Source organism: Amycolatopsis sp. NBC_01307 (genome assembly GCF_035975215.1).
In the GTDB taxonomy this organism is placed as follows: Bacteria; Actinomycetota; Actinomycetes; order Mycobacteriales; family Pseudonocardiaceae; genus Amycolatopsis.
Window position 1 is genome coordinate 7,129,464 of record NZ_CP108403.1, and the last position, 12,654, is coordinate 7,142,117.

Below are 12,654 nucleotides of genomic sequence, written 5' to 3' on the forward strand. Positions count from 1 at the left end.
GGTTACTCGACCGTCCCGAGGACGTCGCCCTGCTGGACGCGGTCACCCTTCGCCACGGCGAGGCTGGTCAGCGTGCCCGCCTTTTCGCTCACGGCCGGCAGCTCCATCTTCATCGACTCCAGGATCAGCACGGTGTCACCCGCGTTCAGCGATGCGCCCGGCTCCGCGACGACCTGGAGCACGGTGCCGACCATCTCGGCCCTGATCTCGGCCATCGACACCCCTCCTCGCGCGGCACCCGGACCAGCCCCATCCAACCAGAACGGGACGTCATGACACACTTGAGTGGTTGCCCCCAGCCCGGCAGGCGCCAGCGCCGCGGCCGTGGCCACTTTTTGACGACGAGGAGTAAACATGTCGAAGCGCGCCCGCAAGCGTCGCAGCCGGAAGAAGAACAGCGCGAACCACGGCGGTAAGCCCAACTCCTGAACCGGCGTCGACACCGCAAAGGCCCCCGCACTCCTGCGCGGGGGCCTTCGTCGTGCTCGGGCGCTATTACTCGGAGCGCTGCTCGATGCTGATCTCGGTGCGCTCGACCGTCACGCCGCCGCGCGTGGCGACGGTCTGGCGGATCGACGCGCGCAGCCGGCTCTTGAGCTCGGCGGGGGCGTGGTCGCCACCGCACTTGCGGGCCAGCAGCTGCTTGATGTGCTCGTCGATGCCGTACTCCTCGAGGCACGGCGGGCAGTCCTCGATGTGGTGCCGCAGGGCGGCGTCACGTTCGGCGCTGCACTCCCGGTCGAGGAGCAGGTAGATGTCGGCGAGCGCCTCTTCGCAGCGGACCTTGTCGGACGCGCCCTCGCACATGTCGTTCATCGCCCGGCCACCTCTTCCTTGGCGCCTTCCTTGGTGCCGCGGATGAACCCGCGCTCGCGCGCGACGTCGGCGAGCAGGTCACGCAGCTGGGCGCGCCCGCGGTGCAGGCGGGACATCACGGTGCCGATGGGCGTTTCCATGATCTCGGCGATCTCCTTGTAGGCGAAGCCCTCGACGTCGGCCAGGTAGACGGCCAGCCGGAACTCCTCGGGCAGCTTCTGCAGGGCGGCCTTCACGTCGGTGTCGGGGAGATTGTCCATCGCCTCGACCTCGGCCGACCGCAGCCCGCTCGAGGTGTGGGCCTCGGCCTTGGCGATCTGCCAGTCCGTGATCTCCTCGGTGGGCTGCTGCACCGGCTGCCGCTGCCGCTTGCGGTAGCCGTTGATGTAGGTGTTCGTCAGGATGCGGTACATCCAGGCCTTGAGGTTCGTGCCGGCCTTGAACGACGCGAAGGCGGCGTACGCCTTCAGGTAGGTCTCCTGGACCAGGTCCTCGGCGTCGGCGGGGTTGCGGGTCATCCGCATCGCGGCCGAGTACAGCTGGTCGAGCAGGGGCATGGCGTCCCGTTCGAAGCGCTCGGCGCGCTCGGCTTCGGTCGCTTCTTCCGGCGCTGAGTTCTGCGTGCTCGGCAAACCGTTCCCTTCCCGCTCGGCGTCGATGCGCGTGTACGCATACGGCGACGTCGAGTTTACGCGGGGGCCGGGCACACCGCGGGTCGCCGGTGCCTCAGGGCGGCGGCTGCTGCGAGAGCGTGTGGTGGCGAGGGTTGTGGTCACGTCCGGTACAACCGATCGGACTACCCGGGCATTCCCTAGACTTCCGTGCCATGGCTGGCAAGGGCACCCCGGCGACCGCGCTCCTGACGAAGCAGAAGGTGGCGCACACGCTGCACGCGTACGACCACGACCCGCGTGCCGAGTCGTACGGACTGGAGGCGGTGGAGGCCCTCGGCCTGGACCGCGCCCGGGTGTTCAAGACCCTGGTGGCGGAGGTCGACGGCAAGCTGACGGTGGGCGTGGTCCCGGTCACCGGCCAGCTGGACCTGAAGGGCCTCGCGGCCGCGGCGGGCGGCAAGAAGGCGAAGATGGCGGACCCGGCGGCCGCTCAGCGGGCGACGGGGTACGTGCTGGGCGGGATCTCACCGTTGGGGCACCGAAGCCGGCTGCCGGTGGTGATCGACGCCTCGGCGGAGAAGTTCGAGACGGTCTTCTGCTCGGCGGGGCGACGAGGGCTGGAAGTGGAGCTGGCGCCCGGTGAGCTGATCCGGCTGACCGGCGCGGTGGTGGCCCCGATCGCGGCCTGACCTGCACAAATGCGGTCACCTCGGCCTCCGGACAGCCCCCACCCGTCCCGGGGGGCGTCCCCTGTCCAGCGTATCGGGATTCGGCGTCCGAAAAGGCTCGGCGGCAAATCTGTGGATAACCGAGAGCAATGTGGACAACTCGGCGGCGGGTCGCGTGAGCCAGCGCAGACCCGGCTTCAGGTGAGCAGCGCGCGCTCCCAGCTTTCGTGGTGCCGTTCGAGGTGGTCGGCTTGGTCCTGCCACGCCTCGCCGTGGCCTTCGTTCCAGAGCTTCGTCCAAGGCTCGTTCCCGACCAACGCCTGCGCCGCCAGGAAGTCGTGCATCGACCGCGTGCGCGGGGCCAGCAGCCGGAGCAGTTCGCGGCGTTGCCGCTCGTCCAGGCCGTAGGCGTCGACCAGCAGCCGCAAGCGCGCGGCCTGGGTCGACGTCACGCTTTCGGGTAGCAGGGCGAAGGTCTGCGCGGTGTACGCGAGGTCCCACAGCCGGGTGCCGGGCGCCGCGGTGTCCCAGTCGATGAAGGCCCAGCGTGGGCCGGCCACCAGGTTCCACGGCGCGAGGTCGTGGTGGGCGATGATCTCGGCTCCGTCGGCGGGGATGAGCACCTGCCACGACGCCCCGGCGGGCGGGACGAAGCCGGTGACCGCGTCGTGGAAGTCGCGGACCAGGCGGCCCACCGCGACCACCGCCGCGTCCGGTTCCAGCAGGTCGATCCGGCCGGGCCACGGCACGTCGCCCGGGATGAACTCGAGCACCTCGCGGCCGTGCTCGTCCAGGCCCAGCGGCCGGGGCGCGCCGGAGAAGCCGGCCGCGCGCAGGTGTGCGAGCAGTGCGTGCACCGCAGGCGTCCACGGACCCGCGGGCCGCCGCACGGTGTTCCCCACCCGGACGACGCCGGCGTTCATGTTCCCGCCGGTCAGCGGAATCTCCTCCACGAGGAGGCGACGCTAGCGAACGCGCCGGACGTCCGCGACCGGGTTTCAGGCCAGCGGGCGCAGCACCCGCGACAGCCACTCCGTCGCCGCCCGGGAGACCTTCTCCAGGTCCTTGCCCAGGCTGTGGTCGCCGTCCACCAGGACCAGCTCCTGGTGCGGCCCCGGCTTCGGGCGGCCGAACGGGTCGCGCTCCCCCTGGATCACCAGCGTCGGGACCTCCACCGCGTCGAACTCCGGCTGGCGGGTCTTCTCCGGCTTGCCCGGCGGGTGCTCGGGGAACGCCAGGCACAGCACCGCCACGGCCTGGCCGGCCGACGCCGTCCGGCAGGCCACCCGGGCTCCCGACGACCGGCCGCCGAAGACGAACGGGAGGCCGTCGAAACGCTCCGACAGCTCGTCGGCGATCGTCAGCCACGCCGCGTCCAGCTGGTTCGCCGGGGCCGGCGCGCGGCGGCCCGCCACCTTGTACGGCTGCTCGACCAGCGCCACGTGCACCCCGGCCGCCGTCGCCGCGCGCGTCACCGCCACCAGGTCCTTCGCGCCGATGCCGCCGCCCGCGCCGTGGCCCAGCATCAGCACCGCCACGCCTTCCTCGGCGCAGTGCAGGTAGACCCGGGCCGGGCCGTGCGCGGTCTCGATCGGCAGGGCCGTCATGACTTCGGCGCGTCGAAGAGGGCGGCTTCGTGCTGCGGGTCGACGCGGTCGAGCAGCTCGGGTCCGTTGTTGCGGACGTTGTTGACCAGGCTCGACACCGGCCGCAGCTCCAGCGACGCGACGATGTCGTCGGGCGTGGGCACCAGCAGGTCGGTGACGTCGTCGCGGTCCGGGTCCAGCCAGCCGTCCCAATGGGACTGGGGCACGATCAGCGGCATCCGGTGGTGGACGTCGGTGAGCTGCCCGGCGGCGTCGGTCGTGATGATCGAGAACGTGATCAGCGGCGCCGCGTTCTCGTCGTCCTTCGGGTGCCAGCTCTCCCAGATCCCGCCGAACGTGAGTGACGCGTCGCTCGGGCCGGTCATGTAGAACGGCTCCTTCTCCTTGCCTGCGCGGCGCCACTCGAACCAGCCGTCGGCGGGCACCAGGCAACGGCGGGACACCAGCGCGCGGCGGAACGCCGGCTTCTCAGCGGCCGTCTCGGCGCGCGTGTTGATCATCCGCGAGCCGACGGACGGGTCCTTGGCCCAGAACGGCACCAGGCCCCACTTCATCAGCCGCAGCGAGCGCTCGGCGGGCTCGTCCTCGAGGACCTGGCCCTCGTCGTCACGCGGGTGCCGCTGCACGACGGTGACGACGTTCTTCGTCGGCGCCACGTTGTGGTCGGTCCGCACCCGCCCTTCGGTGAGGTCGATCGCCTCGAACTCCTCGATCAGCTTCGCCGGGTCCTTCGTGGCGGCGTAACGGCCGCACATGGCCGACCTCCCTCGTGCTTCGAGCGTCCGGGACGCCATCGTTACACGCAGGCCAGGGCCCTGGCGAGCGGCATGGGATCATTCGGGGCACCGGTGCACAGGAAGGCGGACGGTTTGGCGAGCAACGACTGGAGCAAGCTGGACGAGTCCGACGTCCGCGTCCGCCCAGGCAAGGGCACCCGCCCCCGCAGCAAGCGCCGTCCCGAGCACGCCGACGCCGTCTCCGCGATGGTCATCGGCAAGGACCGCGGCCGCTGGACCTGCGCGATCGACGCCGACCCCGGCCGGGTGATCACCACGATGCGCGCCCGGGAGATGGGCCGCACGCCGGTGGTGGTCGGCGACCGGGTCGGAGTGGTCGGCGACGTCTCCGGCAAGCCGGACACCCTCGCGCGCATCATCCGCGTCGACGCGCGCAGCAGCTCCCTGCTGCGCACGGCCGACGACACCGACCCGTTCGAGCGGCTGGTCGTCGCGAACGCCGAACGGCTGCTGATCGTCACCGCGCTCGCCGACCCGCCGCCGCGCAGCGGGTTCATCGACCGCTGCATCGTCGCCTGCTACGCGGGCGGCGTCGAGCCGGTGCTGTGCCTGACGAAGGCCGACCTCGCCAGCCCGGACGAGCTCCTCGCGAGCTACGCGGGCCTCGACATCCCGGCGATCGTCTCCCGGCACGACGAAACGCCCGAAGGCCTCGCCGAGATGCTCAAGGACCGCGTGACGGCCCTGGTCGGGCACTCCGGCGTCGGCAAGTCCACCCTGGTCAACCGCCTGGTGCCGGACGCCGACCTGGCCGTCGGCGTGGTGAGCGGGGTCGGCAAGGGGCGGCACACGTCCGTCGCCGCGGTGGCGCTGCCGCTGCCGGACGGCGGCTGGGTGATCGACACCCCGGGCGTCCGCTCGTTCGGGCTGGCCCACGTGACCGCGGACGACATCGTCGACGCCTTCGAGGAGTTCGCCGCGGCCGCCGAGGAGTGCCCGTCGGGCTGCGGGCACCTCGGGCCGCCGGAGGACCCGGACTGCGCGCTCGACGACGTCGTCACCGACGGCCAGGCGGGAGCCGACCGGCTCGCGTCCCTGCGGCGCCTGCTGGCCTCGCGCGGCGGCCTCGATGTGACCCGCCCCACGGAATCCTGAGACAACCGGGAACCGGCTCCGCACCGTCATCGTCACATCGGTAACCAATCACCCGATCAGGCGATATGCCGAGCGGAAGATCCAACTCCTGAGGGGATTTCGATGCGCAAGACCACCCTGGTCGCCGCGGGCGCCGCGCTGGTGCTCACGCTGACGGCGTGCAGTGGCAACTCCGGCACCGCCGAGCCGGCCGCCGCGGGCAGCAACCAGTCCCAGGCCGATGGCGGCAGCGGCCTCGCGTCGCCGTTCACCGACGCCATCCAGCTCGCTTCGGCGTCCAAGCAGGGCACCGAGAAGTCGAAGTCCGCGAAGTTCACCATGGAGAGCTCGGTCGGCGGCCAGTCGATGACCGCCTCGGGTGCGATGAGCTTCGACGGCGCGAACACCAAGATGTCGATGACGTCCAACGCCGCCGGTCAGCAGAGCGAGATCCGGATCGTCGACGGCGCGTTCTACATCAAGATGCCGGCCGAGCAGGCCAAGCAGCTCGGTGCGGGCAAGGAGTGGATCAAGTTCGCGCCGGGCGGCGACGACCCGTTCTCGCAGATGCTGGGCAGCAGCTCGCAGTCCGCCGAGCAGAGCGACCCGAGCAAGATCCTCGACCAGGTCTCGAAGACCGGCCGGATCGTCTCGTCGGACCAGACCGAGCTGAACGGCCAGAAGGTCAACCACTACGTCGTCGAGATGGACGTCGCCAAGTCCATCGACGAGTTCACGAAGTCGATGCCGGAGGCGAGCCGCGCGAAGGTCGCGGAGTCGCTCAAGGGCAAGGACGTCAAGATCCCGGCCGAGTTCTGGCTGGACAAGGACAACCTGCCGGTGCAGGTCACGATGGACCAGGGCCCGCTGATGCAGGCCATGGGCGTGCCCAGCGCGGACGGCTCGAAGTTCACGATGAAGTACACCGACTGGGGCACCCAGGTCGACGTCGCGGCCCCGCCCGCGGACCAGGTGGCCGACCTCGGCGAGCTGCTCAAGGGCGGCCGCTGACCAGCGACCGTGCGTGACCAGCGGCTCCCCCGAACGGGTTCGGGGGAGCCGCTGTGTTTTGGTTGGCGCATGCGCAAAGCCGCCGTCGTGCTGCTGCTCGCCCTGCTCGCCGGCGCGTGCGACAGCTCCGCTTCACCGCCACCCACGTTCACCGACGCCCGCGCGCTGGCCGACGCGGCGACGGCGGCCACCACGAGCGGCGGGTCGGCGAAGTTCGCCACGGACGTCGCCGTCGGCTCGGTCCGGTCGAAGGGCCAGGGCCAGGCGCGGTTCGGCGCCGGCGGGACGTCCCAGGTGATGACGACGGACTTCATCGGCGAGCCGATGGAGCTGCGGCTGGTGGCCGGGAAGCTGTACGCGAAGGTGCCGGAGGGCTCGCGCGACCAGGTCGGCACGGCCAAGCCGTGGGTCGAGGTCGCACCGGACGGCACCGACCCGTTCTCCCAGGTGCTCGGCGGCAGCCTCGGGCAGCTGGCGGCCCAGAACGACCCGGCGCACACGCTGGGCGAAGTCGCGGCGGCGGGCACGATCGTCTCGGCCGAGCGCACCGACCTGGGCGGGGTGGCCGCGGAGCACTACCGCGTCGACCTAGACCTGGCGAAGCTCGGCGCGGACCTGCCCGCGGGCCTGGCCGCGGACGAGGTGGGGCAGCTGGGCGGCAAGTTCCCGGTCGAGCTCTGGCTGGACGACACCCACCGGCCGCTGCAGATCGTGCTGGACCTGTCGCCGATCCTCGCGGGCGGCTCTCCCGGCTCCTCTGGTTCCCCCGGCTCCGGCGCAAAGATCACGACCCGCTACACGGAGTGGGGCGCCCCGGTCGACGTCCAGGCCCCGCCGCCGGACCAGGTGGGGACGCTCACACCGTAGTCACGTTCCCGCCGACCGCCTCGTCCACGCGGGGACGAAGGGAGTCAGGACATGCGGGTGATGGTGATCGGGGCGACGGGCGTGCTGGGCGTCCCGGCGGTGGCGCGGCTGCTGCAGGCCGGCCACGAGGTGAGCGGGCTGGCCCGCAGCGCGGATCGCGTGCTGGCGGTCGAGCGGACGGGCGCAAAGCCGGTGCTGGGCGACCTGTTCGACGAGACGTCACTGGCCACGGCGTTGCGAGGCCACGACGCGGTCCTGAACCTCGCGACACGCATCCCGGGCCCACGCGACATGACGCGCAAGGCGTCTTGGGCCGAGAACGACCACGTCCGGCTGGCGGGCAGCGCGACGTTGGCGGCGGCGGTGCGTCGGGTGGACGAGCTGCGGACCGTGGTCCAGGAGGGCATTTCGTTCGTCTACGCGGACGGCGGCGACCACGAGCTGGACGAAGAGGCGCCCATATCGCCGCGGGGCGTGACGGCATCTTCGGTGCGGGCGCACGGCAACGTGGCCGCACTGGAGGCTTCGGGCCGGACGGTGATCCGCCTGCGCATCGCGAACCTGGTGGGGACGGGCGCGCTGTTGTCGCCGCTCATCCTGGGCGCCCGAAAGGACTGGACGACGGCGATCCACCCGACCGACGCGGCGGCGGGCGCGGTCGCTTCGCTGAAGGCGCCTTCGGGGATCTACAACGTCGGGGCGACGCCGGTGCGGAAGGAGCACCTGGGCCGGGTCATGGCCGAGGCGGCGGGAGTCCGGAAGGCCCGGACGGTGCCGAAGTGGCTGGCATCGCGACTGTCGCTGGCGGAACCGATGGCCCGGTCGCAGCGAGTGGTGTCCCGGAAGCTGGCGGACGCGACGGGCTGGCGGTGCGAGCTGCCGGAGCCAGGCCCGGAGTGGTTCGAACCCCGCTGAGGTCCGGGACGCACTGACGGTTCGAGCCGCGCTGAGGGGTTCAGGCCCGGGCCGGCGAAGACCGGCCCCCACCCGATCCCCGGGGGGCGTGCCCAGGTCCAGTCTATCGGCCTACCCCGACGGAAACCCCAGATCAGCGGCTTGGCGCGGAAGTTGTCCACATGCACACAAGCCTGTGGGCAACTCCTGCCGCGCAGGTCGAGCCGGATAACTCGGGCCGCGTCGGTCGTCGCCGGACAGCTCGAGCCGACAAATTGAGCTTCCCGATTCAAGCCGGCAACTCGACCCGAACAGCTCAAGCTGAACTGCCCAAGCCCGACAGCTCAACCGCACAGGTCAAGCCGGGCAACTCGACCTGGACAACTTCGAGCCGGACGGCTCGTGCCGCACAAGACCGAGCTGGGCAACTCGACCCGACAGCCCAAACCGCACAGGTCGAGTCGGGCACCTCAAGGCCGACAGGTCGAGCCAGCCAGCTCAAGGCCGATAACTCAGAGCAGCTCCAGCAGGAACGGCAGCTCCTGCGGCGCGTACCAAGCCAGCTCGTGATCCTCCGCGTCGCCCAGGATGAACTCCGCGTCCAGGTCCCCTAGGTCGGCCGCGTCGATCACGCCCGCCGCCGCGGAGACTGCGTCCGCTGCCTCCGGGCTGTCCACGTGGACCGCCGCCACCGCCGACAGCGGGATCGGGCCGCCGATGCGGACCACCGGGGCGTCCAGGTCCGGGCGCAGTGTGATGCCCTCGACGTCCGCCGACACCACCACCCGGCGGGGTTCGCCCTTCTCCTCCGCCGCGATCAGGCGCAGCGAAGCGCGGGCCGCGTCCAGGAGCGCCGCGTACTCGAGCTCCTCGTCCGACCCGCTCACGTACGTCTCGCGCAGCGCCGGGGTCAGCGCGAACGCCGTCCCGTTGCGCGCGCGGAACTCCCCCGACGCTTCCAAGTCGCGAAGCATCGCGATGGTCGCAGGCAGATAGACCCTCACCAGTGCGCACCCTTCAGCTCTTCCAAGGATTCTTCGATCATCCCGGCCAGCAGGTCGACGTCGAACGCGGCCTTGCGGTCGCCGTTGAGTCCGAAGTAGACGCCGCCGTGGTACGACGTCACCCCGATCGCCAGCGCCTGGGTGCGCATCAGCGGCATCACCGGGAACATCTCGACCAGTCTCGCCTCTCCCGCGTACATCGGCACCTGCGGGCCCGGCGAGTTGGTCACCATGACGTTGAAGATCCGCCCCGACAACGACCCCGCCGCACGTGCGCCGAGGGAATGCAGGGTAGCCGGGGCGAAGCCGCCGACCTTGAGCAACCCGCGCGCGGCGACCGAGCGGCCCGAGTCGAGGTGCTCGGTCATCGCGTGCCCGATGTGCTGCAGCCGCAGCACCGGGTTGGGCTCGCCCACCGGCAGGTCCACCAGGTACGCGGCCACCTGGTTGCCGACCAGGCCCGGCGTCGAGTACTCCGCCGTCTCGGCGTCGCGCACCGCCATCGGCGCCAGTGCCCGCACCGTCGCGTCGGGGGTCAGCGTCTCCTCGCGCGACAGCAGCCACTCGCGCAACGCGCCGGTGATGGCCGCGAGGACGACGTCGTTGACCGTGCCGCCGTGCTCCGCGCGGATCTTGCGGAAGTCCTCGAGCCGCGTGCGGACCACCGAGAACACGCGCCCGCCGGACACCCGGACGTTCAGCGGCCCCGGCGGCGCCGGGTTGACCAGCGTGCGCAGCGCCGATGCCACCCCGCCGACGGTCTCGGCGAACTTCCCGGCCGCCGCGACCGCGTCGTTCGCCGCCGACCGGACGTTCTCGACGACCTCGGCCGGCCGTTGGACGCCCTCGCTGACCGCGTCGAGCACCAGCTGGGTGCGGCTCGGTTCGCGCCGCGGCGTCCAGATGTCCTCGAACGGCTCCGGCTCGGCCGGGGTCGGGTCGAGGATGAGCTGGCCGAGCTCGATCGTACCGACACCGTCCACAACGGACTGGTGGGTCTTGGTGACCAGCGCGATCCGGTCGCCGGACAGGCCCTCGATGAAGTACGCCTCCCAGAGCGGCCGCTCCGGCGCCAGCCGCCTCGACATCAGCCGCGCCACCAGGTCGAACAGCTGGTCGTCGCGGCCCGGCTGGGGCAGCGCCGAGCGCCGGACGTGGTAGTTCAGGTCGAAGTCGACGTCGTCCACCCACACCGGCCGCGCCAGGTGCCCCGGCACCTCCGCGACGCGCTGCCGGTACCGCGGCAGGTACGCCAGGCGCGCACCGACGAGGTCGAGCAGCTGCGCGTAGCTGAACCCGGAGCGTGGCCGCTCGAAGATCGCCACGCCGCCGACGTGCATCGGGGTCGCGTGGTCCTCGACGTAGAGGAACGAGGCGTCCAGCGCGGAAAGGCGGTCGGGCATGGGCCGATCCTTACACAATGCGAGACTGCCCGGTGTGGGTGATGAGTCGACTGTCTCGCCGAAAGACCGCTTCCTGACCGTGTACGGCCGGAAGCCGGTGCTCGAGGCACTGGCGGACGGCGGCCTGCGCGTGGACAAGGTGATCCTCGCCGACACCGCCCGCGGGCCGGGCGCGGCCGAGATCCAGCGCGCGGCCAAGGACGCGGGCGTGCCGGTGCAGCGCGCCAGCGCCCACCGGGTCAAGGTGCTCGCCGGCAACGGCAAGCAGGACCAGGGGGTGCTCGCCGACGTCGTCGCGCCGCGGATGCGCGCGCTGGCCTCGGCGCTGGAGGACCGGCAGCCGCCGTCGCGGGTGCTGCTGCTGGACGGCATCACGACCCCGGCGAACGTCGGCATGATCCTGCGCACCGCGACCGCGGCCGGGCTCGACGGCGTGATCGTGCCGCGCCGCGGCGTCGCGGCGCTGGACCCGCTGGTGGTCAAGGCTTCGGCCGGGGTCGCGTTCCGCGCCCCGGTGCTGCGCTGCGGCTCTGCGCGCGAGGCGGCCGAAATGCTGACCGAAGCGGGCTACGGCATCTACGCGCTGGGCGCGTCCTCGAAGACCGCATTGTTCGACGTAAACCTGACGCAGCGCGCGGCTTTTGTACTCGGCGGCGAAACGGACGGCGTCGGCGCGGACGTCGGCGAGCTCGTCACCGAATGGGTGTCGATCCCGATGCCGGGTGACGTCGAGTCGCTCAATGTCTCGGCCGCCGCGGCGGTGCTTTCCTTCGAACTGGTCCGCCGCGCGCGTTGATCGTTCACTGATCGGGGAACAGCACACCGAGTTCGGCGAGCGTTTCCCCGACCGACCGGTGGTGCACCCCCACCATGCCCGCTTCGACGGCACCGAAGATGTTCGCTGCGGAGTCGTCGACGAACGCACAGTGCACGGCGGGCAGGGCCAGCCGGTCCGCCGCGATCAGGTAGACCGCCGGATCCGGTTTGGCCACGCCGACCTCGCCGGAGAACACCAGCGCGTCGAAATAGTCGAACATGGTTTTCTTGACCTGCTCCGACGCCCCGGGTGCGTTGGACAGCAACGCGGTACGGACGCCCCGCTTGCGCGCGGTCATCAGGTATTCGTAGAAGCGGTCGGCGTCGGGATCGGTGAGAACTCCGGCGAAATCGACCAATAACCCCTTCAGCACCCGGCACACCATAGCCGGGTAACGGGGCGCTGTCTCTCGGAGTCCGACAATGCGATGTGCCCCTAGCGCACGGTAACCGGCGAAGCCATCGCTTCGGCGATTCTCCCCCGAATCGAGCGATTCCTGACGCGATTCGGGCCGCGCGTCCCTCTAAGCCTGCGGAAGCGGCGAAATGCCGCGACCGGGAGGGGAGGAAATGACCGAGGAACATCGCCTGAGAACGCTGATCCGCTACGAGGCACCCCGCCGCGCCGAACGGCTCGCGGCCGTGACACCGGAGGAGCACCGCCGGGCCGGCGCGCGCTGGCCGGCGTCGAGGCAGCTCGAGGCGTCCGAAGTGGGCCACCTGCTGAACATGCTGCTGGAGGCCTACGACGGCCGTCGTCCGGTGCCGCAGATCCGGGGCCTGGTGGCGCCGGAGGTGTACGCCGGGCTGAGCGGGCCACGCCTGCCGCAGCCGCGGCACCGGACGCACACCGTCCACACGTGCAACCCGGTGGCGGGCGTGATCGAGGCGTGCGCCCGGGTGGAGGCCGACGGCCGGTCGTTCGCGCTGGCGGCCCGCTTCACCCGCACCACGACGGGGTGGCAGTGCGTGCGGTTCGCGCTGCTGAAACCGAGGCGGCTGGACCACCGGCCCCAGCGGGCAGCGGCGTGAAGCGGGCGGGCACGGCACGGGCCCCTCCGGAACCGTCCTAGTGCGACAGTC

17 protein-coding genes are annotated in these 12,654 nt (G+C 71.4%); 8 read left to right on the forward strand and 9 right to left on the reverse strand.

Annotated elements, in window-relative coordinates; translation table 11 throughout:
• Positions 1-2: 2 nt before the first annotated feature.
• On the reverse strand, positions 3-215 hold the full coding sequence (locus OG439_RS30875) for a biotin/lipoyl-binding carrier protein (protein WP_326944268.1): 213 nt from the start codon (positions 213-215) through the stop codon (positions 3-5).
• 139 nt (positions 216-354) lie between these two features.
• On the opposite strand from OG439_RS30875, the gene OG439_RS50470 reads away from it, so the two are divergent.
• Positions 355-429 carry a 50S ribosomal protein bL37 gene (locus tag OG439_RS50470; RefSeq protein WP_371827656.1) on the forward strand — a complete coding sequence of 25 codons (75 nt, stop codon included), beginning with the start codon at positions 355-357 and terminating at the stop codon, positions 427-429.
• Positions 430-495: 66 nt separating this feature from the next.
• Here the strand turns inward: OG439_RS50470 and rsrA are convergent, their stop codons facing one another.
• A complete protein-coding gene (gene rsrA, locus OG439_RS30880) occupies positions 496-816 on the reverse strand; it encodes a mycothiol system anti-sigma-R factor (protein ID WP_247057449.1) in 321 nt (106 codons plus the stop codon).
• Positions 813-1,448: a sigma-70 family RNA polymerase sigma factor gene (locus OG439_RS30885; RefSeq protein ID WP_326944269.1), complete on the reverse strand. Its 636-nt coding sequence runs from the start codon at positions 1,446-1,448 to the stop codon at positions 813-815. Before OG439_RS30885 ends, rsrA begins: the two co-directional genes overlap by 4 nt.
• A gap of 194 nt (positions 1,449-1,642) precedes the next feature.
• Between OG439_RS30885 and ybaK the strand changes: the two genes are divergently transcribed.
• Positions 1,643-2,119, forward strand: a complete 477-nt coding sequence (gene ybaK, locus OG439_RS30890; protein ID WP_326944270.1) for a Cys-tRNA(Pro) deacylase — start codon at positions 1,643-1,645, stop codon at positions 2,117-2,119.
• Positions 2,120-2,295: 176 nt separating this feature from the next.
• On the opposite strand, the gene OG439_RS30895 is transcribed toward ybaK, so the two are convergent.
• From OG439_RS30895 to OG439_RS30905, 3 genes are read right to left on the reverse strand one after another with little or no spacing between them, the layout of a single operon-like run.
• Complete coding sequence (locus OG439_RS30895) at positions 2,296-3,051, reverse strand: aminoglycoside phosphotransferase family protein (RefSeq protein WP_326944271.1); 756 nt, start codon at positions 3,049-3,051, stop codon at positions 2,296-2,298.
• A 45-nt stretch (positions 3,052-3,096) separates the two neighbouring features.
• A complete protein-coding gene (locus tag OG439_RS30900; protein ID WP_247057457.1) occupies positions 3,097-3,705 on the reverse strand; it encodes an alpha/beta hydrolase family protein in 609 nt (202 codons plus the stop codon).
• Entirely contained in the window at positions 3,702-4,460 is a 759-nt protein-coding gene (locus OG439_RS30905; RefSeq protein ID WP_326944272.1) for an SOS response-associated peptidase, read from the reverse strand. Before OG439_RS30905 ends, OG439_RS30900 begins: the two co-directional genes overlap by 4 nt.
• Before the next feature lie 114 nt (positions 4,461-4,574).
• On the opposite strand from OG439_RS30905, the gene rsgA reads away from it, so the two are divergent.
• From rsgA to OG439_RS30925, 4 genes are all read left to right on the forward strand, one after another.
• Entirely contained in the window at positions 4,575-5,597 is a 1,023-nt protein-coding gene (gene rsgA / locus OG439_RS30910; RefSeq protein WP_326944273.1) for a ribosome small subunit-dependent GTPase A, read from the forward strand.
• Positions 5,598-5,699: 102 nt separating this feature from the next.
• Positions 5,700-6,587 (forward strand): hypothetical protein, encoded by an 888-nt coding sequence (locus OG439_RS30915; RefSeq protein ID WP_247057462.1) that lies wholly within the window; start codon positions 5,700-5,702, stop codon positions 6,585-6,587.
• Between the two features lie 69 nt (positions 6,588-6,656).
• Positions 6,657-7,454, forward strand: a complete 798-nt coding sequence (locus OG439_RS30920; RefSeq protein WP_326944274.1) for a hypothetical protein — start codon at positions 6,657-6,659, stop codon at positions 7,452-7,454.
• Positions 7,455-7,505: 51 nt separating this feature from the next.
• Positions 7,506-8,369, forward strand: coding sequence for an NAD-dependent epimerase/dehydratase family protein (locus OG439_RS30925; protein ID WP_326944275.1), 864 nt, complete (start codon positions 7,506-7,508; stop codon positions 8,367-8,369).
• Between the two features lie 491 nt (positions 8,370-8,860).
• Here the strand turns inward: OG439_RS30925 and OG439_RS30930 are convergent, their stop codons facing one another.
• Together OG439_RS30930 and OG439_RS30935 are read right to left on the reverse strand one after the other, a co-directional pair.
• Positions 8,861-9,352: a DUF6912 family protein gene (locus OG439_RS30930; RefSeq protein ID WP_247057468.1), complete on the reverse strand. Its 492-nt coding sequence runs from the start codon at positions 9,350-9,352 to the stop codon at positions 8,861-8,863.
• A complete protein-coding gene (locus OG439_RS30935; protein WP_326944276.1) occupies positions 9,349-10,755 on the reverse strand; it encodes a WS/DGAT/MGAT family O-acyltransferase in 1,407 nt (468 codons plus the stop codon). Before OG439_RS30935 ends, OG439_RS30930 begins: the two co-directional genes overlap by 4 nt.
• Before the next feature lie 34 nt (positions 10,756-10,789).
• Between OG439_RS30935 and OG439_RS30940 the strand changes: the two genes are divergently transcribed.
• Positions 10,790-11,551, forward strand: coding sequence for a TrmH family RNA methyltransferase (locus OG439_RS30940; protein ID WP_326944277.1), 762 nt, complete (start codon positions 10,790-10,792; stop codon positions 11,549-11,551).
• Between the two features lie 4 nt (positions 11,552-11,555).
• Here OG439_RS30940 and OG439_RS30945 read toward each other — a convergent pair whose 3' ends face one another.
• Positions 11,556-11,930 (reverse strand): HAD-IA family hydrolase, encoded by a 375-nt coding sequence (locus OG439_RS30945; RefSeq protein WP_247063642.1) that lies wholly within the window; start codon positions 11,928-11,930, stop codon positions 11,556-11,558.
• 211 nt (positions 11,931-12,141) lie between these two features.
• On the opposite strand from OG439_RS30945, the gene OG439_RS30950 reads away from it, so the two are divergent.
• The gene (locus OG439_RS30950; protein ID WP_326944278.1) at positions 12,142-12,603 is read left to right on the forward strand and encodes an Rv3235 family protein; all 462 of its coding nucleotides are present in this window, start codon (positions 12,142-12,144) and stop codon (positions 12,601-12,603) included.
• Positions 12,604-12,654: the final 51 nt, after the last annotated feature.